The organism is Eisenbergiella sp. OF01-20, from assembly GCF_003478085.1.
Lineage (GTDB): Bacteria > Bacillota > Clostridia > Lachnospirales > Lachnospiraceae > Eisenbergiella.
Window position 1 is genome coordinate 393661 of sequence record NZ_QUES01000001.1, and the last position, 22907, is coordinate 416567.

Below are 22907 nucleotides of genomic sequence, written 5' to 3' on the forward strand. Positions count from 1 at the left end.
TTTTGATAAAAGAATGGCTAAAAATCAAGGTTTCCTGTTTCCATTGAGGAAGCGGCGAAGGAAGGGAAGTTCTAAGGAATCCTTATTTTATAAGGGTTTGAGAAGTTGTGAGGTGTGCTGAAAAGTGCTGAATTTGAGTGTGTAGAACACAAGTAGCGCACACGTAGCACACAGGCGTAGCGCACAAATAGAATTGTAAATATAAGAGATGTTTCCATGAGATTTTTCGTGTGAAACATCTCTTATTTTGTTATCTTGCATATTTCTTTATGGAGTTGCTCCATTGTTCGGTGAGTATAGGTTTTTTCTGTGATGTCTGTTATGGCATGACCGACAATGAGTTTTAGTATGTATTCATCTACATGACATTCTTTTGCTTTTGTGATGAAAGTATGTCTGGTCTCATGTGGTCGGTGGGTCAGCTTCAAGCGTTTCATGGCTTTTACGAATCTGCCCCGATATTTGTCATAGGTCATGTAGGTTCCCTGTTGTCCGTTATCATCATTGAAAAGAAATTCATTTTCTGGTGAGTAGCGTTTTTCAATGAGTGGGCGAATAATAGGGTGAATTGGTACAACACGGTTTTTTCCTGCGTCTGTTTTCATGCCGCCTTTCATGGTGTTGGATTCCAGGTCAATATCTGCTGTCTTTAAGGTAGCCAATTCCTGCGGACGCCAACCACTGTAAATCCCAACTAAAATCATATCTACAAAAGGAACCTCGTTTACGTTTTCCCAGAGCAGGTTAATTTCTTCTGGTGTAAAGGGAATGACTTCTTTTTCCGGTGCTTCCCGTTTGACAGCGTTACAAAGCTGTGCGTAATCCTTTTGGACAATCTCATGTTTCATTGCGTAGCGGTACATCATATTGAACAGCGATTTAATTCTGCCTTTTGTAGCATTGCCTACAGTTGCGTCACGTATGGTTCCCTCTAAATGCTCCACACGAATATCTTTCATTCGCATTTTGTAAAGGGGAGTACAATAATTATAGGCGGCTTGGACAGTCCGCACACTTGATATAGTGGATAGTGTAGGGAAGTAGTCTTTACTCCACAACTCGTATACATCTTCAAAGGTAACAGAGTTGGTCTGAATATCATAGGGGCTGGAATTGTAGTTTGCAATGGCTTGTATCGCTTCATCTCTGGTGTGATAATAGCCGATTGTTACCCGGTTCTGTACCAGCTTCCCTTTTTCCTCATTGTATGCCCAACCATTTGTAACAACTGCCCGCCACGGATTGCGGCGTTTGCCTGAAAGTTTATAGACGCTTCCTGTTCCGTTTGCTCTTTGTAATGTTTTTGCCATACAATCATCCTTTCTTTTCATATTCTGTTTTCAAGGAACATTTGTTAAAATTATTCTTCTGGTTTTTCTTCCAGCGTGGTAGAGGAATAATAGGCAAGGTCTTTGTCCTGTAATTCCTTGTACCGTTTGGCGCTGATACGGTTATTCTGAAATTCTTCCCGGTACTCTGCAAATTCTTCCAGAAACAGACACATATCCGCATTGAAATCTGCTGACTTGTCTTTACCATTGAATGTAATAGAACACTCCCATTCGTCATAATGGGGAGGACGCTTTACATCAATATTGAAATTCAAGCCTTTTATCCTGTCCAGCTTGAAAAGAAAGTCCATTATATCTGAAAGACTATGGATATTCTTTTCGTCATGCTCGTAGCCAATCAGGAAGGTAGATGTGGTATCAAGCGCCTTTGCCAACTCGTTAATCATGGCAATGGAAACCTCAATTTCTCCGCTTTCATATTTTTGTATGGTACGGAGCGACTTACCTAAAAGGTTCGCTAATTCTGTCTGATTGATACCTTTTTGTTTTCTGGCTGTCCTGATTCTCTGTCCGATATTATTTTGATTGTCTATCATTTGTTTACCTCCACCCTTATCATATCATATAAAAATACGAATTACAAGTACATATAATTATAAAAATGGCTTGACATATGAAAAATATATGCGTATAATAAAATATGTACTTAAAGTGCATATTTCAAATTTTAAGGAGGAAAAAAATGCGATTAAACGAAACAAAAATGCAGATTAAAATGGGAGAACAGGAAATGAATATCCGTATGTTAGCTGAAAAGAGTGGGGTGTCCAGACAGACGATTTCTTGTATTAAGGCAGGAAAAAGCTGTTCTCCGGTGGTAGCGTACAAGTTAGCGGAAGCTCTTGGAATGAGCATGGAAGAAATTTTGAATCAGTAGGGAGGGATTAGATGGAGGGAATCCGGTACTATGTAGAGTTACCAGAGTTTAAAGGTCGAAATGTACCAATAGCAGAAATCGCAAAAGCAATCGGAAAAGACGCTCAATACATACGATATGGATTGCAAAAAGGGATATTTACATTTGGTTATGCTGTTAAGCTGGAAAATTCATCAGAGTACAATTACTACTGTCCAGACCGGAAAGTATGGGAAGAAACCGGATATTTTAAGCCAGAGGAAGAAACCAAAGATAATGAAAAAACCCTTGCTTAGCAGGCAAGAGTTTTTAATGGTAAACGGGCAAGCCGCCGATACCATATCTCACAATATAAGTATACAGGCGGCTTCTCCAAAAATCAACTGAAAATTTGAAAAGGGGTGCCAATATGGAAGAAAAGAAGAAAACAGAATTAAAGATTATAAGTATGGCTGATGTAGAAGAGGAAGAAGTTGAATGGCTTCTTTATCCATTTATTCCTTTTGGAAAAGTCACGATTATTCAGGGTGACCCCGGCGAGGGTAAAACAACGCTTGCCCTACAGATAATTGCAAAGCTGACCCGTGGGGAAGCGGTACTTCCTTTTGATAAACCGTTGTCGGTGGCTGAAAGCGAAGAAAAAACAGAATTAGACAGACAACCTATGAATGTTTTATACCAGACAGCAGAGGACGGTCTGGGCGATACGATTAAGCCACGTTTAAATGCGGCAGGAGCAGATTGTTCAAAAGTATTGGTGATTGATGATAAAGAAAAAGCACTGACTATGATGGATTCCCGGCTGGAAGAAGCGCTCATTGAAACGGGTGCCAGATTGGTGGTGCTTGACCCGATACAAGGTTATTTAGGTGCTGATGTTGATATGCACCGGGCAAATGAAATAAGACCCGTAATGAAGCGTATTTCTACATTAGCTGAAAAGTATCGCTGTGCGATTGTGCTAATCGGTCATATGAATAAAGCCAGCGGTGGAAAATCGTCTTATCGTGGTCTTGGCTCTATTGATTTTCAAGCGGCGGCTAGAAGCGTTTTAATTGTTGGCAGGATAAAAGATGACCCGGAAATCAGGGTAGTTTGTCAGGTGAAAAGTTCGCTGGCACCAGAAGCAAAACCCATAGCTTTTCGATTAGATAAACAGACCGGATTTGAATGGACAGGAGAATATGACATCAATGTAGATGATTTACTTTCTGGTGATTGTAGAGGTCAGAAATCAAAAAGTGCAAAGGAGTTTTTAAAGGAAATTTTGGCAGATGGACAAATGGCTTGCAAGGATATTGAGGAAGAAGCAAAAGACCGTGGAATCCGAAAAAAGACATTATGGAATGCTAAAAAGGAATTAAATGTTGATTCCATAAAAATAGGGAATCAGTGGTATTGGACATTGTAAAAAGGAAGATGGCAAGATTGCCATATCTATAGGAATAGGAAATCTTGCTACCTTGATTATGTAGAGCTTGCTATGACAGGGCGGACAGAAAAAACGGCTGTGAAGCCGAGGCGGCGTTAGCCGGACAGCTCCCGGCAGGGCGCAAAACCTGCTTGCAGGTCTGCATTTTTGATAGGGAACCTGTCAAAAGTGCTTTTGAGTTACTTTCGACGAAAGTAACAAAGCTATGGCGGCTTAAACGCCGCCCATATTGCCCGACTGAAAGGAGGAGATTCATGGAACGAACAATCAGCGGCATGATGGGGAAAGGTTCACTCACCCATAACAGGAGAGCATTTACAGCAGAAAATGTGGACGCTGAACGGACAAAAAATAATATTGAGTATTGTAATGAAAGTTTAAAACAGGTATATCATACTTTGTTTGATGAAGCAGTCAACCGATATAATGCGAAGCAGACACGTAAAGACCGTATGATTGAAAATTACTACGATAAAATTAGAATAGGTAAACAAGAAAAGCTTTTCTATGAAGCAGTATTCCAGATTGGAAATAAAGATGATATGAATGTAAGAGGGGAGCATGGAGAGCTTGCAAAACAGATATTAGATGAATTTATGCAGGATTTTCAAAAAAGAAATCCTAATTTATATGTGTTCTCTGCTCACCTACATCTTGATGAAGAAACACCTCACTTACATATAGATTTTGTTCCATATACGACAGGGAGCAAACGGGGATTGGATACCAGAGTATCCTTAAAACAGGCATTAAAAATGCAAGGCTTTGAGGGAAGCAACAGGCAGGAAACAGAATGGAATCTATGGATAGAATCAGAGAAGCAACAGCTATCTTCTGTCATGGAACGGCATGGTATTCAGTGGTTGAAGTTGGGAACACACCGGAAGCATTTAAGTGTACTCAATTTTGAGAAACAAGAGCGTCAAAAGGAAGTCTTGCAATTAGATAAACAAATTGAAGAAGCGTCACATAAGATTGCCATTACAGAAAAACAAGTTAAGGCGAAAAAGGCGGAAGTAATACAGGCTGAAAAAGAGTTGACTAAAATGGTTTCCAATCGGGTGAAAGTAGAAAAGAATATTCAGACAATTCAAAATGACAAAGAGTGGCAGTTACCAGAGCCGACAACTCTAATGAGTGCGAAAGCGTATAAAGATAAGAAAGCGGAGCCGCTTGTTACCAGACTAAAAGAAGTATTACAAACAGTAATGATAAATAATTTAGATTTAAGCCGTAAATTAGAATCAGCAGGAAAGCGGCTGGATCAGATACGACAACAGATAAAGCGTCTGGAAAACCGTTTGGAATCTGTGGAGCACGAAAATGATGTGTTAAAGGTAGAAAATCGTGATTTAAAGCGGCTTAAAATGGTTTTAGGAGAGGAAAAGGTTATTTCTATCCTTGAACACCAAAAAGCGGCAGAACTCCCTGATAACAAGCTTAAAAGCAGGAACGGAATGGAAAGGTAGGTGCTTCATTGTGACAGAAATGGAAAAGAAAATTATGGTTCGCTTATGTGCAAAAATATTACAATATGTTAATCTTTCAGAAGATAAGGAAGTAGAAAATTTGATTCAGTGGGTTATTACAAGCAATAGCCTGAAAGAGAACAATAATGAAATCCGCAAGATAACTGCTGATTACAAAAAAGTACAGCCAGAGGTATATGGTGGGATTCGGGAAGCATTAAAAGCGAATCAGGAAATATGCAAAAAGCGGAATGAGTTATACGAAAAGCAACAGGATTTAAAAGGAAAGCTGTTCAAAATTGAAAGAGATTTAGAACGCTAGAGAGAAAGGCAAATAATAAAAACCACCGGAGCAGTATAACATATTTCTGCTTCGGTGGTTTTGACAGACATTATTTATTTGGGATTTTCATTGTTAAGAATGACCAGCTTATTTTGAAAACATTCAACAGAGATATGGGAGCCGATAGGAAAACCGAAATCTTCTACCCATTTTCCCTGTAAAGAAATTTTGGGTATAGAGGTCTGATAGCCAGAAGCTTCTTGGACTTTCAGATTTCTGGTTGAATTATCACGTGTATCATATGATATATTTGTGCTTATATTGAAGTGCTGCAAAATAGTGAATATTCTGGCAAGCATGGTATCATGCCCCAACCTACAAGGTTCAGTAAAATCAATATGACCTTGCCAATTCCCCATTTTTTGGACTTCATATATTAGCAATGGTTTATTACAAGTTACAAATTCCGCTAACATGCAAAGATTATTTAGTTGATAGAGAGAATCTACAATGGAATAAAATTCCCGGTCATTCAAACTTTTCTTAGAATAAAAATTCTGAAAATCTGTGTCATTTGACATCATAAGAAAGCGAAAGTTTTCAATAAAATTCCGTTGCTTGTCTTTTGATTCTAGTTTCTCATATTCCCGTGTTATATAATGGGAGAGATTTTTTTCAATTTCAAATATAAGAGTCACCGCCTTTTTATAATATAATTAGAGTTTATAAAAATTTAATAATTAGACATCACCTCACTTGAATCACAAAAATATATTAACTATCACATTTATATTTGCGATTATACACAACTTGATGTGAAAAGTCAATACTGTACTGTAAGAAATAAATTGGAAAACACATGATGCTTTGATTTTTCACACTTATTCATGTATAATCTTTGTAAAAGTAAAACGAGGTGATTGTATGGCTATGGCTTCTAAAATCCGGATTCTTCTGATAGAAAGAAACATGAAGATAAAGGACTTGGCGGAAAAGCTTGGATATAGTGGAAATAATTTGAGTAATAAATTGAGAGATGATAATTTTTCTGAAAAAGAATTGAGAAAGATTGCGGAGTTGCTGGATTGTGACTTTGACGCTACATTCACTATGAGAGATACGGGAAAAATAATATAAATATTGATACAATATGATTTTTCTTGTTTAATATATTTTAGCGTGATGTTAACATCACGTAGTTATTTAGTAACGAAAAATCAGGCTATTCTAAGTGCAATTTGATAATATTTAATTTTGGGAGCGATAATGGGAAATATAGATAAATATCAAAAAAATTTAAAACAGATATATGAGCAACTTTTTAAGAAAATTGGACAAAACACCTTGGATATATTTTTGTGTGGTGGAGCAAGCTCAAAGGAATGGCAATCTTCAAGAGATATTATCAGAAAAATAATAGAAAAGGAAAAGACTATCCGTATTTTATATCCAGAGGAACTTTTCATGGATATGCTTAATCAACAAAAGAAATATAATTTACTTCAATTAGAAAAAGTTTTAGCCGAAAACGTTGATTATATATGTATTGTGTGTGAAAGCGTTGGCTCTTATGTAGAACTTGGCGCATTTACTAGTATTAATGAAATCGTTGATAAAGTAATAGCTTTGGTCCAAACACAATACAAAAATGATGAAAGTTTTATAATGCTGGGTCCAATAAAGTATATTAAACAGCGTAATCCTCAAAAAGTAATATATTATAATAAATGTATTGATGAAGCAGCAGAAGTATTAAAGAATAATTTTAATATTCTTCTGAAAGATAAAAAACGTGAGCGATACCAATTGGATAATATAGTTGGACTTCATTATTACATATTACTTGTACTTTTTATTTTTGATTATATTAATGTTAATGATTTGATTATGTTAATAAGACAATTTTTGGATAATAATTCAGAGACTGCTAATTTTGAATACTTATATCTACCAGCATTAAAATTATTATATAAAGAACGCTTAATAGAAAAAATAAAGATGAAAGACAAAAATATTTATAAACCTACACACAAAGGGGTTGAAATGTGTTATAATATGCTTTATAGTACGCATGTCAATAATATTGACTTTGTTATAGATAAAGTGAAGTTGGCGTATTTACAAAATTGTTATTATTAAACATTATCCTCTCTTGGAAACGTTGGTTAGGTATTGGATGTGCTTTGGTACATATCAACCTTTCTTTAAGGGAAATGGTTCGTTTCCTTTAGATTATTAACTTAGAGGGTATACCGCGACAAGATGCGCTGATAAGCAGATTACTGTTTATCATCACCTCTTGTCGTGCTAAATATTTTTGGCAAGGGGGATAATGTTTATGATAAATCAAACTAATATAAGCTTACTTAAACTTAGGAGCTTACCAATATTTAATGATTTGAGTTCTATGAGTAGGGTCACTGGTTTTAGCGAACAATTGCTATATTATTATGCTATATCAGATGATGCAAAGAAATATACCATTTTTGAAATACCTAAAAAAGATAGTTGCAATACAAGGAAAATTTATGCTCCCAATTATGCTTTAAAGATATTACAAAGATGGATATTAGAAAATATTTTATATAAAATAGAATGTTCAGAATATGCTTTTGCTTTTAAAAGGGATATGGGTAGCCCATTAAAGAAAAATGCTTTGGTTCATAAGGAACATGTATTTTTGCTTGAAATGGATTTAGAGAATTTTTTTCATTCTATAAAAAGGCAAAGAATTGTCTATCTTTTTAGTAATTTGGGTTATAATGTTCCCATTTCGAATTGGTTGGCTAATATTTGTACATATGAAGATATATTGCCTCAAGGTTCAGTAACAGCACCTTATCTTTCTAATTTGGTTTGTTTACAGTTAGATAAAAGAATAGCAAAATACTGTAGCAAAAGAGATATTGTATACAGTAGATATGCTGATGATATTACATTTTCATGTAGTAATAAAGCAGTTATAAAGTCTATTTATGGTACTATTAAAAAAATTATTGAGTCAGAACATTTTACAATTAATCAGAAAAAGACAAGATTTATAGGAAAAAGTTCAAGAAAGAGTGTTACAGGTGTAATAATTGACAATGATTGCATTAAAGCACCAAAGGAGTATAAACGTTTAGTAAGGTGTTTAATACATAGAGCAATAATATCAGGAGATTATAGCAATATAAATAGAATAAGAGGATACATAGCATATATATCATCAATTGAAGATGACTATATGCAAAAGGTAGTAAAATATATAAACACATTTAAAACTAAAAGAGATGTGATATTTTTAGATAGTACAGTTGAAATGTTTAATGCTAATATATTCTTGCCGGGTGTTGATCAGATAAGTCAAATTCGTATGACGATGGAAGAAGAGGATAATTTTGGAGATTACGTTACCGAAAGGTTAGAGTTTTTAAAAAAACGTCATATGAAAGTACCACCTGAATTAGGCAAACTTTAATATTGTTTTTTCGAAGGGGCATTTGAAAGTGAGCAGTAGTACAGCGTAGCACACCCATAGCGCACAAACACCCCTCAAACCCTTATAAAACCGTCCTTCACCGTTTCCATCGAGGAGAGCGCTAAAACAGGTAAATTTTAAGGAAACACGCATAGAATAAGGGTTTCTAAAGGCTGCACTAACTTTTCGTGGTTGGTGCAGTTTTTTAGCGCTTAGAACGTGATTTATGAAATTTACTAATATAAGTATAGCAAATGGATGCATGTTTATGATACAATAATATATAGGCGACATGGCAGGGAGGGGAACAATTTGGCAGCATTAGAAAAACTTATTCAGTCAATTATGAGCGGAGTGCAGGATAAAAACATAAAATTTGCTGATTTGCAGAAAATACTTGATATAATGGGTTTTCAGTGTAGAGTGAAAGGAGATCACTTTATATATTGGAAAGAGGGCGTCGATGAGATTATTAACATACAACCAGATGGAAATAAGGCAAAACCATATCAAGTAAAGCAAATAAGGAACATAATATTAAAGTATCAGATGGAGGTGAAGTAGTATGCATAAATATGAAAGAATTATATATTGGTCTGATATAGATGATAAATTTATTGTAGAAGTTCCTGAACTTTCTGGCTGTATGGCAGACGGAAAAACAGCAGAGGAAGCTTTAAAAAATGTTGAGATAGTTATTTCGGAGTGGATTGAAACCGCCAAAGAGATTGGTCGTGAAATACCAAAAGCTAAAGGTAAATTAATGTTTGCATAAAGTTGAAAGTGTTAAGACAAGTATTTTTCATATTAAGAAAGGTATTTAGGAGCAATCAATAGTGCAGAGTAGCACACCGATAGCGCACAAACACCCCTCAACCCCTTGAAAAAACGCCCTTCACCGTTTCCATCACGGAGAGCGCTAAAGCAGGGAAGTTCTAAAGAAATCGTAATATTAAGAGGTTATTTTAAAACCGCACTAATCTTTCATGGTTTGTGCGGTTTTTGCTGCTGTAAATATAAGAGTTACCATTATATGAGTCGTAATAATAGTGAATTTCTATAGATTTTGTGATATACTATCCGGGTAAGATCGTATAAATGCAGATGCAACTAATTATATTTTATAAATAGTAGAATCAGATTATTAACGTTGTGTCATAACTGCCGTAATCTTTCCTGATTGAGGCAGTTTTTATATATGGAAATCAGACTATTTTTATTTTGCAAGTATATCTTTTTATCCATAAGTTTTGGTGAATCAACGGAAGGAGTATATAATATGATTTCAATAATACTTGAACTGTTAAGGTTCAGATGCGGGATCGGAGATCGATAGTCGTTTAGTTATATATCAATTGAAGACATCAATCCGATTTAGGAGGAATCCCATATGAAGTTACACTTACTGGGGCAGGCCTTGTTACAGATAGCGGGCCTGTGTTATGCAGCAATAAAATACAGGAATAAAAACATCGATAGTATAAACTCCTATTCTCCGCAGATAGAGTATGCATTGCCATTTGTAGGCGAATGGTATATTGCAAATGGCGGTGTTACCAAAAAAACGTCACACTCATGGGAAGTTCTCCCCCAGCGTTACGCTTATGATTTCATTATTGTGGATGAAGATGGGGAGAGCTGTCATGGTGATAAAATGGATTTACACAGCTATTATTGTTATGGAAAGGAGATACTTGCCCCCGCAGACGGCATAGTAGTTTCAGTAAAAAACGGGTTTCCCGATTGCCGCATAATGGGGAATGGACAGCCCGATCCGGATACACCTGATATTGGCGGCAACCGGATCACAATAAAGCATTCGTCAAAGGAATACAGTGTTGTCTGCCATCTTATGCCGGACAGTGTGCTGGTAAAAAAAGGACAGATGGTAAAAAAGGGGGAGGTAATTGGCAGGTGCGGCAACTCCGGGAATACGACGGAACCTCATGTCCATTTTCAGGTACAGAACACGGCCTATTTTTATTCCAGCATAGGTTTGCCTGTATTCTTTTCCAATATTCAGAAAAGGATACATGAGAAGTATGATAAAATTGATACACGCCCTTTTCCGGAGAAAGAAGACCGCTATGAAAGCTATGTGTATCGGGGATTAGCGGTAAGGAACGGAAACTTTGGGGAGAAATATCCGCTCTCTTCCTGATTTCCATAGCAGGTGTCCGGAATATATAGGAAAGGGCTGACGGTCATTTGTAATAGGGTGGAATCGATATCCGGAAGATAACATTTACTTCAGAAGGAGGTACCTTTTATGATAGTGCTTATTGCAGGATGTTCTCATACAGGAAAAACACTTTTGGCCCAGAAACTGCTGGAAAAATATAAGTATCCGTATTTATCAGTCGATCATCTGAAAATGGGACTGATACGCAGCGGACAGACTGACCTGACGCCGGAAAGCAAGGATGAACTTCTGACGGATTATCTGTGGCCTGTCCTGAGAGAGATAATAAAAACGGCTATTGAAAATAATCAGAATCTGATCGTCGAAGGATGTTATATCCCCTTTACCTGGAGAGACAGCTTTACGGAGGAATATCTGAAAAGCATTCGCTATTATTGTATTATAATGACTGACAGCTATATTGATACCCATTTTCAGGATATTAAGAAATATGCAAATGCTATCGAGGCACGGGAGGAGGATTCGTGGATAACTCCTGAAATGCTGAAGGAAGAGAATGGGAAAAATCTGCAGTTATGTAAAAAATACGATTGTACGTATCTTCTGGTAGACAATATATATCAGGTAGATGTGACATTGGATTAATCCGGTAATAGGAAGGGGAAACAACGGCAGGCAAACCTGGTTTGCCTGCCGTTGGATGTTTTGTCTGCTGCTGTTTCCGGAAGAGCAAGAAACGGGAAAAATCGGTTAACCGTTTCTGATTTCCCGCAGCATGGATTGAAAGAGTTCAATATGATGCTGTTCATCAAGAATGATACGGTTCAGGTTATCCTTGATATTGGTATCCCGGATTGTTTCCGCCTGTCTGGTGTATTTCTGTATGGCGGCAAGTTCCCCTTGAATCGAATTTTCAAGGAGCTCGCAGAGCATCTGGGGATAGTGATTATAAGAAGGTGTCCAATAGCATAAATCGTGGTTTTCCATACTCCACAGTCTTGGATCAAGCCCCATTTGGCAGGCGAGAGTAGCAAAGATATCTAAATGATGCATTTCTACGATACTTATACTGTGGAAGCATGCTGCGAAATCAGCATAATCCGGTTTCAGTATCACACTGTTATAAAAATACAGGCTGACCGCAGACATTTCGGAATTGTCGCTTCCTATATTACTCAGCATAGCCCATGCGTAATCCTTGCAGCAGCTTTCCGCGCAGACAGGCGGGTAGGGGATAGTAAGTGTTGCTTTGTATTCCTTATTATTGGGGCTGTTCATTATTTGACCCTCCGTGTTATCATTATACGTTACACAGTTCATTTGTTAGTATTATATATGAACAGCCGGCGGAGGTTATGACTGGAAGGAAAAGGGGGCTGAAAACAGCAGGCCGGAGTCTGTCAAAACTCCGGCCTGCTGTTTTCCTATCATACATAGGTATTTAATTTTAGTATATTTGCGAGTATTGCTATAAATTCGCGGGTATATGGTTTTGTTACGATAGGACACCCAAACAGGTGGGATAAATAGGAACCACCGAATTGATCCCAATAATTTGTAATGAGTGAACGGATAGCGCGTTCCACATTTTTTACTTTTGTACCGGAGTGGCTGGCAATCTCCGGATACAATCTTTTGGTGACGTTAAACAGATAGGTCTCATCCTCCGTGACCAATTTGATGGCATAAGCCAGATAGTGATAACCGACATAATTGGGCCGCAGACCTATACGCCATAGAAGCTTATGGATTTCATCCATTATTTTGTCCTCCTTATTGTGAGTGTATTAAGTTTACTAAATTTTGGAGGAAAATTGCGGAAAAGGAGCAAATTAGACGTAATTCGACAAAAAAGATCGTCATAAACTACGATTAACCAATTATTTTTATCAGTTATCTGTATCCGTAAATCCGACTGTTCTGTTTTTTAATGCCATAAATTCATGCTTGGCCCGGAAAATGGTATGAAGTGGAAAAAGGGGGCGGATATCAGGTAAACGTATATTTTTTTCAGCAGGTCTTATTTATCAGGAAAACTAATATATTGTAAAAAGTTTTACGGGAGGACTCTGTGTGTGAATAAAATTGTGGATGAAAATTATCTTGATTTAATTATAGATAATGCGTTGCTGAAAAATTATTTGATAGAGGATAATATAACGGGATTAAATGACAGATATTCAATCCTTCATATTTTAAGCGGGGAACCTTCTCCGTGCGATCTCGGAGAGCTTTATCCGTATCATAGTATTCCCGGCCTTTATACGCCTATGTCGCAATACGGAACGGAGGATACCGGTTTTATCAGTGTCCAGAATAATCCGCATCTGGCTCTTTACGGACAAGATGTCCTGATAGGTATAATTGATACGGGAATCGATTATCGTCATCCGGCTTTTATGGATAAGAATGGATGTTCCCGCATTGTCCGTATCTGGGATCAGTCGGTACAGGACGGACCGCCGCCTGCCGGTTTTTCCTATGGTACGGAATACGGCAAAGAGAGGATCGAACAGGCTCTTATGGATGAAAATCCTCTGGAAGTCGTACCGAGTACAGACAACAATGGACATGGGACTGCTGTTGCCAGCATTATTGCGGGAAGCCTGCGGGAGGAGAATGGGTTCAGAGGAATTGCCACCCAGGCTGAACTGGCAGTTGTAAAATTAAAGGAGCCGAAGAAAAATCTTCTGAAAATATCTTTTATACCGGGAAATATAGAATGTTATCAGGAAACAGATATTATACTGGCGGTGAAATATCTGGAAGGGGTATCCAGACAGCTTAATCGGCCGATGGTTATTTGTTTTGCCTTTGGAAGCAGCCAGGGCAGCCATGACGGTTACAGTACCTTAAATGATTATATGGACAGAGTAGTTCTGAAGCCCCGGATAGATATTGCTGTTGCCGCAGGGAATGAAGGGAATAACCGGCGGCATTATTTCGGCGCGGTGGATGAGCCGCCTTACCACCACAGCTTTGAATTGAAGGTGGGAGAGCAGGAGGGCCTGTTTGCCATGGAAATATGGACGGCTCTTCCTGCACGGCTTTCTATCCGGATTATGTGTCCCACAGGGGAATATACGAGGGTTATTTATCCGCAGCTGGAAAGCTGCTATTCCTTCGGTTTTGTTTTTGAAGGAAGCAGGATATGGGTGAATAACATCACTTTAGAAAAAGAAAATGGAGAACAGCTTATCTTAATCCGGTTTAAAAACCCGCATGAGGGGATTTGGACTTTTGATCTGGAAAACCTGGAGGAAGAGCCTTATACCTTTCATTCCTGGCTTCCGGCAGGGGAGCTTCTGTCTGATGAAACGTATTTCTTGATGCCGTCTCCTTATACTACGGTTACCATGCCCGGAACTTCGGACGGTTTATTGACGGTGACGGCGTATAACCCACAGACAAACAGTATTCTGGCACAATCCGGCTGGGGATATACAAGGGACTGGAGGGTGACTCCCGATGTGGCAGCACCGGGTTATCAAATGGCATGTGCGCTGCCAAACGGGATGTATGGGAATCTGACAGGTACCGGTGCTGCGTCCGGTGTGATAGCTATGATGCTGGAATGGGCGGTGGTGAGAGGAAACTATCCGACAATCACAGGCAGCGACATAAACAAGCTCATTATACGCGGCGCGGACAGAAGTAATTCGGGCTATGCCTTTCCGAATCCCAATTGGGGCTACGGAATTCTGGATATCTATGGTTTTCTGAGTAAGCTGGATTTATGAGAAGACAGGTTGTTATCTGTTTAGATACGTGCTATGCTTTAGACGTAGCGTAAAGGGGAGCGTTAGACTTCTGGCTGTATTTTTATCAGAGAGAAGAGGTTAGCCATGAAAGAGTATTCCATTGAGGAGCAATTTGCGATAGTGGCATTGAACGCGCAGGACAGCCGGAATGACTCTGCGGCCAAAAACGCGGCGATTGCAGGAATTGCCGCCGCCAGAGCCGTGCAGAGGCTTTTGAATGAGGAGGATAAACCGGACGCTGCGGAATGGGAACGGAAGCTTCGGGACCAACTGAATGCCGTTAAAAAGATGAGCCGTAAAAAACGCAGGGAAGTGGAAACGGATATAGCGGATATTCTGAAGGCAGAAGGGATATTGCAGGAAATACCTAACCTGCTGGGCTGTGATATGAATTATTATACGGCGAATGTAACCATGCGGGAGTATAAGAGTGAGCCTGCTGTTTATCAGAGTATTGTGGAAGGCGTGCGGGCAGTTATTGAGGAACAGGAGGAAGTGTCTGAAAAAACAGTGGTATTGTTCTGGTTGTTCAGGGAGAGCGGCTGTCTGCATGATATTTTCACCGTGGAAGAGCAGGAAATAGTCCAAAATAAGCTGTCGGCGGCGGCTGCCGGAAACCCCTTATATAAAGTCATTTTAGAGCAGGAATTCCATAGCGCGGTGTGGCTGCTGGGCATGCAATTCGTAAATGGAAAGCATAAGCTTTTCCGGAATCCCTATCTGGAGGGTATTAACCTTATGTTCCCGTTTCTGGACAGGAGGCAGGCGATTTTTATTGATATGGTGATAGTGGGAACCAGTGTCAGTGACAGAAGAAGTGCGGCAATTGCTTTTCTGGAGAAAAACGGGCATACCTGTGAAGAGATAAAAAACGGAACGGAAACAATCGTGAAGGTGGATAATGGGTATTACCGTATTTTCCCTTCCGCCCGTTCTTTTAAAATCCCCGTTCAGGGGGTGGAGCTTTTGCCGGTATACAGATAGAGGGCAGAAGCCAGTCCCTGGGGAGGGACTATAATTACTCCTACTTTATTATTATACAAGGAAATCAGAAAAATGAATTACACCCGTTTAGAACTGCAGAACCAATTAAAAGAAATGGACTTGTATCCAACAGATACCGTTCTTGTACATTCTTCCATGAAATCGATGGGAGAGGTGGAGGGAGGCGCGGATACCGTACTGGATGCCCTGATGGAATATTTTTCTGTGGGACTTCTTCTGCTTCCTACCCATACCTGGGCTCAGATGGGAGAGGAATACCGTGAATTCGATCCTGTGCAGGAAGATGCCTGTGTGGGAATACTGCCCAATCTTTTCCGTAAGAGGCCGGGTGTATGCCGATCCCTTCATCCCACCCACAGTATGGCTGCTTATGGTGCCGGAGCGGCAGAATATATAGCCGGGGAAGAAGCGTGCAATACGCCGTGTACTCCCGGCGGATGCTACGACCGGCTGAAAGACATAAATGGCAGAATCCTTTTGGTGGGGGTGACGCATGCCCGTAATACGTATATCCACAGTGTGGAAGAGGTGCTGAATATTCCCAACCGTCTGACGGATAAACCGGTGGAATTCTATACGAAAATGCCTGACGGAAGCCGGAAGAAAATATATATGAGAAGGCACTATAATGCCGTGCAGCCTTACATCTCGGAAGATTTTGTAAAGCTGACGCAGGCCTTTTATGATACGGGGGCAGCCAGACAGGTTCGTTTTGGCAATGCGGAATGTATCCTGTGTGACGCGCGAGGGATATTTGAGGTTACCAGGCATATTCTGGCGCCAGATCCGGAATGTATTATTACGAGTCCTGCGATCCCTGCTTCCAGATGGGCGGATTTTGAAGGAGGTCCCTTTTTTTAAAGGATTAAAATTATAGGCTCCGCCTGCGGGAATAAAAATGCCGCAGGGTCATGAAAACAAATGACCCTGCGGCTGTTTTGTGAATTTTTTATTTCGCTGCGGTTACGGAGATGATGTGGGGATTGACACCTTCATACCAGTACAGATAACCTTCCATGTCGATAACATCGCCGATTTGCAGATTCTTGACTGCCGCATATACATCGGTGGTATTGTCGCACAGGTAGGATTCTACAACGAAGGAATAGGTCTCGCCGTTCAGGGAAACGTTGAAGTACAGGTCGTCGCCGTCCGTGCCGGAGCCGTCCCAGTTGTACAGGTAAGCAACATCGTTTCCGGCCTCATCCTGGCCGGCGGCTTCCACGGTCATGCCTTTGAATGCAACATATTGGTTCTGATAGTCGATCAGCTCATCGGTTCCCAGCATTGCGGTAACGTCTTTGACGGGAGCAAGATAGGTGTCTCCTTCCACGATTTCAAAGGTGGCATCCATAATTTCCACTTCACCGGACCACTCCGCTTTATATCCGGTTACCCTGATTTTGGTTCCGGGAACCAGCTTTTCATAGTCTTCCTCTGAGCAGGCCATATTGTACACGAAATAGGCGCCGTCCGGATCCTGGGTATATACGGTAGCCTTGTCTTCCCACCATGACTGCTTGGCCTGGACATAGGTTTCGACAACGACTTCGGAATCCAGCTCTGCGGCCATGTACTCCGCATAGGACAACACGCCTTCGGTACCGGCGGCTGCCGTGGTTTCTGTGGATGCTTCTTCCGATGCAGCAGCTGTGGTTTCTTCCGGGACAGCGCTGGAAGCTTCGGTAACTGCTTCAACGGTGCTTTCTGCCGCAGGGGCATTCTCAGTCTTTGCGCAGCCGGTCATTCCGAGCACAAGAGAGAGGGTCAGGGATAAAACGATTGCTTTTTTCATAACATTCTCCTTTTTTACTGATGGGCATTTACATAACAAACACAGTCATTATATACCTGAAAATACCAGGGATCAACACAAACTGTCAAGAATTCCTCTTTTTTTTCATGCCCTGGCGGATGAGATATAAAAGTATGAAAATCCATGCGACGGCAAGACTGGAAAGCAGGGCGACTGCTGTTGGCGGCAGCGGGCCGAGATCCGCTTTGCCGGAGGAGGCGGGGCCGCTCTCGTTCAGATGGTAGAGGGAGGTCACGTCCTCGTAAAGATCAGCGATAAAAACGTCATTTACTTCTTTCTTACGCCGGACCGCTTTTGTGACCTCCTCCACAAGCTGGCCGGAGGCGCTGCGCAGGGAGGCGGAACCATTGAATACTGGGGTGACAAACGTATCCTCCACATGCTCCAGCAGGAGACGGGAGGCTTTGATTTTTACATCATAATAAAGGGAATTGTCCTCGCCGCACCGGGAGAGGTAATCCTGGTATTCGGAGGAGTTTTGTGCCTTGCTTGTCACTGGGACGTATCCTTCTGTACGGGAATAGGCGATCTGTACCTCATTGGTGAGAAGGTACTGGGTAAAGAGCCAGGAAGCCAGCACCTCCTGGGGATCCGTTTTATTAAATACACAGACGGAAGGTCCCTGGGAGATCATTTGCGGATGCTGCGGATCAGACTGGGGAATCATTCTCACCTCGGTTTCGAAATCCACAAGAGCCTCCTCGCTGATATCGGTGAGCGGCGCATCCGTACCCATCCAGGTAGCTCCGGCAGTGGAATCAACCGCGAAAATACACTGGCCCGCATTCATAAAATTGGCCGGGTAGCTGGATATTTTAAAGGTGGAAAAGGCGCCTGATTTTGCATGCTCTGCAACCGTGTACAGGAACCGGGTGGTGGTGTCGTTAAACAGCTGGATTTCCCCGTTTGCAGAAGCGTAGCCGGCATCATTCTGCTTCAGATACTGAATCATCATGTTATCCGTCGATTTATAGATAAAGGGGATCATGACGGACTGTCCGTTAATGAGATAATTTCCGTTGGCATCCTTGGCCATGGCAGCCTCGGAAACCTCCCATATAAAATCCCAGGTCAGCGTATCCGGAAGGGTGTACCCCAGCTTTTCCACATAGGTTTTATTGATATAGCAGGCCTCTGTGGAACGCATGAAGGGAAGGGCGTAGGTCTGCCCGTTCAGGGAACATTCCCGGAGAAACGGATCGATAATTTCCTCCTGTGCCGGAGAATCGAAGAGAAGCCCGCTTCCGCCCAGGCCATACCTGGGATCCGCAATCAGCCCGTCCAGGGGAACCACGGTGCTGTTACCCGTCAGATAGGTGGCAATATGATCCGGATAGGTGATGCATACGTTGGGCGTGGTATCTGTGGCAATGTTGGTAATGACATCGTTGTAAATCTTGCCATAATCCGTATATAACCGCAGATTCACTGTGATATTTGGGTACAGCGCCTGAAAATCCGTAATTGCTTTCTTATAAATATCAGTCTGGGTTTTGTTTGTATCGTTTTTTGCCCAAAAAGTGATCTCATATTGCCTGGAGGTATCAAACTGACCGGGGATGGAAAAGGTCACTTGGCCTCCCCGGCCGTGGCAGCCGGTCAGCATCGACAGGGCAAGCAGGACAAAAAACAGGGCGGCGATCTTCTTTGTGTGCGTTGTTTTCATCCCTTGGTACCTCCTCTGGATACGCCTTCCATGATTTTCCTGCGGAATACCAGGAACAGCAGGATCAGCGGAACCGAGATCACGACAACTGCCGCCATCATAGCCGGGATATTCTCGCGCCCGAATCCGTTTTCACGGATTTCCTGAATCCCGTTTGAGACCAGATAATAACTGGGATCATCCGTAACCAGCCGGGGCCATACATAGGAATTCCAGCACTCGATCATCTTCAGAATCGTGATGGTGACGAGGGTGGGCTTGCAGATAGGGATCATGACTTTCCACAGATATTTGAAATCGGAGGTACCGTCTGCCTTGGCAGCGCGGTATAGTTCATCCGGCACCAGTTCGAAATTCTCCTTTAACAGATAGATATAGAATACAGAGGTGACGGAGGGCAGGATGAGGCCGAGGAAGGTATTGCGCATATCAAGGTTGGTGACCGTTGCGTAATTGGTGATGATGACCAGCTCATTGGGAATCATCATCAGGGAAAGCAGCAGTGTAAAAGCGATATTCTTCCCGCGAAACGACAGCCTTGCAAACGCATAGGCCGCCAGGGTAATCACAGCCAGCATGATAGCTGTGGTGGCCAGGGTGAAAAGCAGCGTATTCAGAAGATAGCCGGCAAGCGGTACCGTGGTGAAGGCATCGGAAAAGTTTTGCAGGGTGGGGGAGTGAGGGAAAAAGGAGGGGACGCGCTCCGCATTATAGGAACCGTAGCTTTTTACGGAAGTGAGCAGCATCCAATAAAAAGGAAACAGGACCACAAGCGCCCAGAATGCCAGCAGGATATAAATGAGAGTGTTCGTAATCCGTTTATGTCGTTTTGCAGTTTTTTCTATTTTACGGTAATCCATGGTTGTTCCCATCTGCGCACGTTTGTGCGCGTACAAAAAGTTTTTATATATAGTGGACATGCTTTCTGCTGAGTAACAGATTGATACAGGTTATGGTGAGTACGATGGCAAACAGGAGGATGGCCGCCGCGGATGCATAGGATGGGTAACCGCCGCTGCTGCCGTAGAGCATGTCGTACACATAACCGACGATGGTGTTCATACCCGCCGCATTCAGATCCGTGCCGAACAGGGCGACGGCATCACTGTATGCCTTAAAGGCGCCGATGAAACCGGTAATCACCAGATAAAACAGCATGGGAGAGATCATAGGAAGCGTGATTTTGGTGAAAATCCGGAGTTTCGGGGTCCCGTCCACCCTCGCCGCACGGTAATAGCTTTGGTTTACGGAGGCCAGCGCACTGGTAAGAATCAGGATTTTAAAGGGCATAACCACCCAGATGGTGTACAGGCAAAGGACAGTCATTTTTGCCCAGTAGGGACCGTCTATAAAATCAACGGAAGGGCCGCCGAACCAGTTGATTAATAGATTCACAAGCCCGTCGGAGTAGGCGGTTTTTTTAAAGAGAATCATAAAAACAAGGCCCACGGCAAGTGTGTTGGTCACATAGGGCAGAAAATAAATGGTCTGGAACAGGTCGCGGAGCGGCTTGACGGAACTTAACGCAACGGAAAGTAACAGGGCCAGTCCCGTGGAGGCCGGAACGGTGATGATCACCAGCAGGAAGGTGTTCTTCACTGCCTGCAGGAAGTAGGGATCATGCAGCACATAGGAATAATTGTAGCCTCCTGTTCCATAGCTGGTCCGGGATGCAAAATTGTAACCCTCTTCAAAGGAATAAATAAATACATCAATGAGCGGATATATCAGAAATACAGCAAGGAAAAGTACTGCCGGAAGCAGGTACAGCCAGGCTTTCCTGCCGCCGGAAATAATGTTGTCATTTTTCATAACAGCCCTCCCGGATGCGTTCGCCGCTGTCTTTGTCAAAAAGGAATACCTTGCCCGGTTTCAGTGAGAATCTGACCGTATCAGAGGAAGTATCCACATGGCTCTCCGAGCCGGCAATGGAACGGAGAGCCACGTTTTCACAGGCAGGGTGGGTGGAAACGATACTGATATCACGTCCCATGACCTCCACACCGTTCAGGGAACAGCTCAGGGGACCGTCCTCCTGCAGGAGGAATCCTTCCGGCCGGATTCCCACCCATACCTCCCTGTCCGTCACACCGGAAACAGGCAGGACAGGAGATTTTCCGATATAAAGCCGGCGGTCGTGCACCTTCCCGTGGAAAATATTGATGGGAGGGGTTCCCAGGAACTTCGCCACAAACAGATTCACCGGATCGTCATAGACCTCCTGGGGCTTCCCAATCTGCTGGATGACCCCTTCCTTCATGACAACGATGCCGTCGGAAATACTCATGGCCTCCTCCTGATCATGGGTGACAAAGACCGTGGTGATTTGTGTTGCTCTCTGGATTTTACGGATCTCCTCTCTTGTCTGCAGCCGCAGACGGGCATCCAGGTTGGAGAGAGGCTCGTCCAACAGGAGGACATGCGGCATTTTGACCAAAGCGCGAGCAATGGCGACACGCTGCTGCTGCCCTCCGGACAGTTCGCTGGGTTTTCTGTCCATCAGATCCCCGATCTGAACCAGCCCGGCGGCATTGGAAGCACGCTCCAGCATTTCGGCCCTGGTCAGCTTCTGCTCCCCCTTCAAATTTTCCAGGGGGAAAAGGATATTCTGTTTAACGGTCAAATGAGGGTAAAGAGCATAATTCTGGAATACCATGCCCACCCCCCTGTGCTCCGGAGGAAGATTGGTCACATCCTTGTCACCGAAGAATATTTTTCCTTCCGTAGGCTTTTCCAGGCCGCAGATAAGGTTGAGAGTAGTGCTTTTGCCGCAGCCGGAGGGACCAAGAAGGCCGATTAATTTGCCGTCCGGGATTTCAAAAGTGAAATGATCTACGGCGATTACATCACCATGGACTTTTTTATTGCGGTTGGGAAATTTTTTTGTGAGATTCTGTAATTGGATTTTCATACGCATCCTCATTTCTGCATGATTTACCAAAATGTATTATAGCAGATTATGCCAGGTTTATCACCGGGTTTTTTGTATTATCATTAAATTTGGACATCCATCTTCCAAAGTAGCCCGCTGCTGAGGTATAATGTGGGATAAGCAAACAGAAACCATAAAAAGCAGGAAGCAGAGAAACGAAACGGAGGACGGAGCAGATGGTTTTCTTACCCACAGAGGATTTATATGAGGAAGAAATTTTTCTCAAGCTTATCCGGACATCGGAAGAGAATAAGGAAAAGGGATATGTACCGGCTTATTATTTTGCCGTTTGCCTGCGCGGCAGCGGAAAAGAAATAGGCAGCTGTGACTTGAGAATAGGATATAATGAAAATACATATTACGGGGGAAACATCGGTTATCGGATCGAGGAGCCGTATCGGGGCAATCACTATGCGGCAAAAGCGTGCCGCCTTTTGTTTAAACTGGCCCGGAAACACGATATGGACAGTTTGATTATCACCTGTAATCCGGATAACCGGGCTTCTGCAAAAACCTGTGAGTATGCAGGCGGTATTTTGAAGGAGACGGCGAAGCTCCCTGTTACCAACGAGATGTACCGGGAGGGGGCCAGAGAAAAATGCATTTATTTTTTCCCGTTTGATCAGGACGCTTCACAATCACTTTCTCACGGTCGGTGCAGCAGCCTGACGGAATAGTTACAGCTGACTGGAAGTATCCGCTGTGGGGTATCCATAAATAACACTTGGCAGA

At 42.1% G+C, this 22907-nt stretch carries 26 protein-coding genes; 16 read left to right on the forward strand and 10 right to left on the reverse strand.

Annotated features, from left to right (window positions below; translation table 11 throughout):
- Positions 1-242 precede the first annotated feature (242 nt).
- A complete protein-coding gene (locus tag DXA36_RS01990; RefSeq protein WP_118675914.1) occupies positions 243-1310 on the reverse strand; it encodes a tyrosine-type recombinase/integrase in 1068 nt (355 codons plus the stop codon).
- 50 nt (positions 1311-1360) lie between these two features.
- Positions 1361-1888, reverse strand: a complete 528-nt coding sequence (locus tag DXA36_RS01995) for a helix-turn-helix domain-containing protein (protein WP_087758479.1) — start codon at positions 1886-1888, stop codon at positions 1361-1363.
- 146 nt (positions 1889-2034) lie between these two features.
- Here DXA36_RS01995 and DXA36_RS02000 point away from each other — a divergent pair, with 146 nt between their 5' ends.
- The 5 genes from DXA36_RS02000 to DXA36_RS02020 all read left to right on the forward strand — a co-directional run bounded on the left by DXA36_RS02000 (position 2035) and on the right by DXA36_RS02020 (position 5431).
- Positions 2035-2229: a helix-turn-helix transcriptional regulator gene (locus DXA36_RS02000; protein ID WP_027294645.1), complete on the forward strand. Its 195-nt coding sequence runs from the start codon at positions 2035-2037 to the stop codon at positions 2227-2229.
- An 11-nt stretch (positions 2230-2240) separates the two neighbouring features.
- Complete coding sequence (locus tag DXA36_RS02005) at positions 2241-2504, forward strand: hypothetical protein (protein WP_087758480.1); 264 nt, start codon at positions 2241-2243, stop codon at positions 2502-2504.
- 113 nt (positions 2505-2617) lie between these two features.
- On the forward strand, positions 2618-3619 hold the full coding sequence (locus tag DXA36_RS02010) for an AAA family ATPase (protein WP_118675915.1): 1002 nt from the start codon (positions 2618-2620) through the stop codon (positions 3617-3619).
- A 275-nt stretch (positions 3620-3894) separates the two neighbouring features.
- Positions 3895-5109, forward strand: coding sequence for a plasmid recombination protein (locus DXA36_RS02015; protein ID WP_118675916.1), 1215 nt, complete (start codon positions 3895-3897; stop codon positions 5107-5109).
- 10 nt (positions 5110-5119) lie between these two features.
- Positions 5120-5431, forward strand: coding sequence for a hypothetical protein (locus DXA36_RS02020; RefSeq protein WP_182478874.1), 312 nt, complete (start codon positions 5120-5122; stop codon positions 5429-5431).
- 74 nt (positions 5432-5505) lie between these two features.
- Here the strand turns inward: DXA36_RS02020 and DXA36_RS02025 are convergent, their stop codons facing one another.
- Entirely contained in the window at positions 5506-5811 is a 306-nt protein-coding gene (locus DXA36_RS02025; protein ID WP_243114544.1) for a SymE family type I addiction module toxin, read from the reverse strand.
- 505 nt (positions 5812-6316) lie between these two features.
- Between DXA36_RS02025 and DXA36_RS02030 the strand changes: the two genes are divergently transcribed.
- The 7 genes from DXA36_RS02030 (at position 6317) to DXA36_RS02060 (ending at position 11640) form a co-directional block, all read left to right on the forward strand.
- Entirely contained in the window at positions 6317-6529 is a 213-nt protein-coding gene (locus tag DXA36_RS02030; protein ID WP_118675917.1) for a helix-turn-helix domain-containing protein, read from the forward strand.
- Positions 6530-6658: 129 nt separating this feature from the next.
- Positions 6659-7531, forward strand: a complete 873-nt coding sequence (locus DXA36_RS02035; RefSeq protein ID WP_118675918.1) for a retron St85 family effector protein — start codon at positions 6659-6661, stop codon at positions 7529-7531.
- Between the two features lie 199 nt (positions 7532-7730).
- Positions 7731-8852: a retron St85 family RNA-directed DNA polymerase gene (locus DXA36_RS02040; protein WP_182478875.1), complete on the forward strand. Its 1122-nt coding sequence runs from the start codon at positions 7731-7733 to the stop codon at positions 8850-8852.
- Between the two features lie 312 nt (positions 8853-9164).
- A complete protein-coding gene (locus DXA36_RS02045; RefSeq protein WP_118675920.1) occupies positions 9165-9416 on the forward strand; it encodes a type II toxin-antitoxin system HicA family toxin in 252 nt (83 codons plus the stop codon).
- A gap of 1 nt (position 9417) precedes the next feature.
- Entirely contained in the window at positions 9418-9627 is a 210-nt protein-coding gene (locus tag DXA36_RS02050) for a type II toxin-antitoxin system HicB family antitoxin (protein WP_118675921.1), read from the forward strand.
- Positions 9628-10242: 615 nt separating this feature from the next.
- Complete coding sequence (locus DXA36_RS02055; protein WP_118675922.1) at positions 10243-11013, forward strand: M23 family metallopeptidase; 771 nt, start codon at positions 10243-10245, stop codon at positions 11011-11013.
- A 108-nt stretch (positions 11014-11121) separates the two neighbouring features.
- Complete coding sequence (locus DXA36_RS02060) at positions 11122-11640, forward strand: AAA family ATPase (RefSeq protein ID WP_118675923.1); 519 nt, start codon at positions 11122-11124, stop codon at positions 11638-11640.
- A 105-nt stretch (positions 11641-11745) separates the two neighbouring features.
- On the opposite strand, the gene DXA36_RS02065 is transcribed toward DXA36_RS02060, so the two are convergent.
- Entirely contained in the window at positions 11746-12273 is a 528-nt protein-coding gene (locus DXA36_RS02065; RefSeq protein WP_118675924.1) for a ferritin-like domain-containing protein, read from the reverse strand.
- A 149-nt stretch (positions 12274-12422) separates the two neighbouring features.
- Positions 12423-12755 carry a sporulation initiation factor Spo0A C-terminal domain-containing protein gene (locus DXA36_RS02070; RefSeq protein WP_118675925.1) on the reverse strand — a complete coding sequence of 111 codons (333 nt, stop codon included), beginning with the start codon at positions 12753-12755 and terminating at the stop codon, positions 12423-12425.
- Positions 12756-13070: 315 nt separating this feature from the next.
- Between DXA36_RS02070 and DXA36_RS02075 the strand changes: the two genes are divergently transcribed.
- From DXA36_RS02075 to DXA36_RS02085, 3 genes are all read left to right on the forward strand, one after another.
- The gene (locus tag DXA36_RS02075) at positions 13071-14735 is read left to right on the forward strand and encodes a S8 family peptidase (protein ID WP_118675926.1); all 1665 of its coding nucleotides are present in this window, start codon (positions 13071-13073) and stop codon (positions 14733-14735) included.
- A 105-nt stretch (positions 14736-14840) separates the two neighbouring features.
- Positions 14841-15740: a hypothetical protein gene (locus tag DXA36_RS02080; protein ID WP_118675927.1), complete on the forward strand. Its 900-nt coding sequence runs from the start codon at positions 14841-14843 to the stop codon at positions 15738-15740.
- A 72-nt stretch (positions 15741-15812) separates the two neighbouring features.
- On the forward strand, positions 15813-16622 hold the full coding sequence (locus tag DXA36_RS02085) for an AAC(3) family N-acetyltransferase (RefSeq protein WP_118675928.1): 810 nt from the start codon (positions 15813-15815) through the stop codon (positions 16620-16622).
- An 88-nt stretch (positions 16623-16710) separates the two neighbouring features.
- Here DXA36_RS02085 and DXA36_RS02090 read toward each other — a convergent pair whose 3' ends face one another.
- The 5 genes from DXA36_RS02090 to DXA36_RS02110 all read right to left on the reverse strand — a co-directional run bounded on the left by DXA36_RS02090 (position 16711) and on the right by DXA36_RS02110 (position 22154).
- Entirely contained in the window at positions 16711-17556 is an 846-nt protein-coding gene (locus tag DXA36_RS02090; RefSeq protein WP_118675929.1) for a hypothetical protein, read from the reverse strand.
- An 85-nt stretch (positions 17557-17641) separates the two neighbouring features.
- Entirely contained in the window at positions 17642-19243 is a 1602-nt protein-coding gene (locus DXA36_RS02095) for an ABC transporter substrate-binding protein (RefSeq protein WP_118675930.1), read from the reverse strand.
- Positions 19240-20103 carry a carbohydrate ABC transporter permease gene (locus DXA36_RS02100; protein WP_118676407.1) on the reverse strand — a complete coding sequence of 288 codons (864 nt, stop codon included), beginning with the start codon at positions 20101-20103 and terminating at the stop codon, positions 19240-19242. Before DXA36_RS02100 ends, DXA36_RS02095 begins: the two co-directional genes overlap by 4 nt.
- Before the next feature lie 43 nt (positions 20104-20146).
- Positions 20147-21055 (reverse strand): carbohydrate ABC transporter permease, encoded by a 909-nt coding sequence (locus DXA36_RS02105; RefSeq protein WP_118675931.1) that lies wholly within the window; start codon positions 21053-21055, stop codon positions 20147-20149.
- Positions 21045-22154 (reverse strand): ABC transporter ATP-binding protein, encoded by a 1110-nt coding sequence (locus tag DXA36_RS02110; protein WP_118675932.1) that lies wholly within the window; start codon positions 22152-22154, stop codon positions 21045-21047. The genes DXA36_RS02105 and DXA36_RS02110 overlap by 11 nt, the downstream gene beginning before the upstream one ends.
- Positions 22155-22351: 197 nt before the next feature.
- On the opposite strand from DXA36_RS02110, the gene DXA36_RS02115 reads away from it, so the two are divergent.
- Positions 22352-22852: a GNAT family N-acetyltransferase gene (locus tag DXA36_RS02115; protein WP_118675933.1), complete on the forward strand. Its 501-nt coding sequence runs from the start codon at positions 22352-22354 to the stop codon at positions 22850-22852.
- Positions 22853-22907: the final 55 nt, after the last annotated feature.

Coding starts and splice junctions, on each gene's coding strand:
- DXA36_RS02080 (WP_118675927.1), top strand. CDS start 14,841: ATGAAAGAGTATTCCATTGAGGAGCAATTTGCGATAGTGGCATTGAAC.
- DXA36_RS02035 (WP_118675918.1), top strand. CDS start 6,659: ATGGGAAATATAGATAAATATCAAAAAAATTTAAAACAGATATATGAG.
- DXA36_RS02095 (WP_118675930.1), bottom strand. CDS start 19,243: ATGAAAACAACGCACACAAAGAAGATCGCCGCCCTGTTTTTTGTCCTG.
- DXA36_RS02100 (WP_118676407.1), bottom strand. CDS start 20,103: ATGGATTACCGTAAAATAGAAAAAACTGCAAAACGACATAAACGGATT.
- DXA36_RS02040 (WP_182478875.1), top strand. CDS start 7,731: ATGATAAATCAAACTAATATAAGCTTACTTAAACTTAGGAGCTTACCA.
- DXA36_RS02025 (WP_243114544.1), bottom strand. CDS start 5,811: ATGGGGAATTGGCAAGGTCATATTGATTTTACTGAACCTTGTAGGTTG.
- DXA36_RS02115 (WP_118675933.1), top strand. CDS start 22,352: ATGGTTTTCTTACCCACAGAGGATTTATATGAGGAAGAAATTTTTCTC.
- DXA36_RS02010 (WP_118675915.1), top strand. CDS start 2,618: ATGGAAGAAAAGAAGAAAACAGAATTAAAGATTATAAGTATGGCTGAT.
- DXA36_RS01995 (WP_087758479.1), bottom strand. CDS start 1,888: ATGATAGACAATCAAAATAATATCGGACAGAGAATCAGGACAGCCAGA.
- DXA36_RS02015 (WP_118675916.1), top strand. CDS start 3,895: ATGGAACGAACAATCAGCGGCATGATGGGGAAAGGTTCACTCACCCAT.
- DXA36_RS02050 (WP_118675921.1), top strand. CDS start 9,418: ATGCATAAATATGAAAGAATTATATATTGGTCTGATATAGATGATAAA.
- DXA36_RS02110 (WP_118675932.1), bottom strand. CDS start 22,154: ATGAAAATCCAATTACAGAATCTCACAAAAAAATTTCCCAACCGCAAT.
- DXA36_RS02090 (WP_118675929.1), bottom strand. CDS start 17,556: ATGAAAAAAGCAATCGTTTTATCCCTGACCCTCTCTCTTGTGCTCGGA.
- DXA36_RS02065 (WP_118675924.1), bottom strand. CDS start 12,273: ATGAACAGCCCCAATAATAAGGAATACAAAGCAACACTTACTATCCCC.
- DXA36_RS02005 (WP_087758480.1), top strand. CDS start 2,241: ATGGAGGGAATCCGGTACTATGTAGAGTTACCAGAGTTTAAAGGTCGA.
- DXA36_RS02055 (WP_118675922.1), top strand. CDS start 10,243: ATGAAGTTACACTTACTGGGGCAGGCCTTGTTACAGATAGCGGGCCTG.
- DXA36_RS02060 (WP_118675923.1), top strand. CDS start 11,122: ATGATAGTGCTTATTGCAGGATGTTCTCATACAGGAAAAACACTTTTG.
- DXA36_RS02085 (WP_118675928.1), top strand. CDS start 15,813: ATGAATTACACCCGTTTAGAACTGCAGAACCAATTAAAAGAAATGGAC.
- DXA36_RS01990 (WP_118675914.1), bottom strand. CDS start 1,310: ATGGCAAAAACATTACAAAGAGCAAACGGAACAGGAAGCGTCTATAAA.
- DXA36_RS02105 (WP_118675931.1), bottom strand. CDS start 21,055: ATGAAAAATGACAACATTATTTCCGGCGGCAGGAAAGCCTGGCTGTAC.
- DXA36_RS02070 (WP_118675925.1), bottom strand. CDS start 12,755: ATGGATGAAATCCATAAGCTTCTATGGCGTATAGGTCTGCGGCCCAAT.
- DXA36_RS02030 (WP_118675917.1), top strand. CDS start 6,317: ATGGCTATGGCTTCTAAAATCCGGATTCTTCTGATAGAAAGAAACATG.
- DXA36_RS02000 (WP_027294645.1), top strand. CDS start 2,035: ATGCGATTAAACGAAACAAAAATGCAGATTAAAATGGGAGAACAGGAA.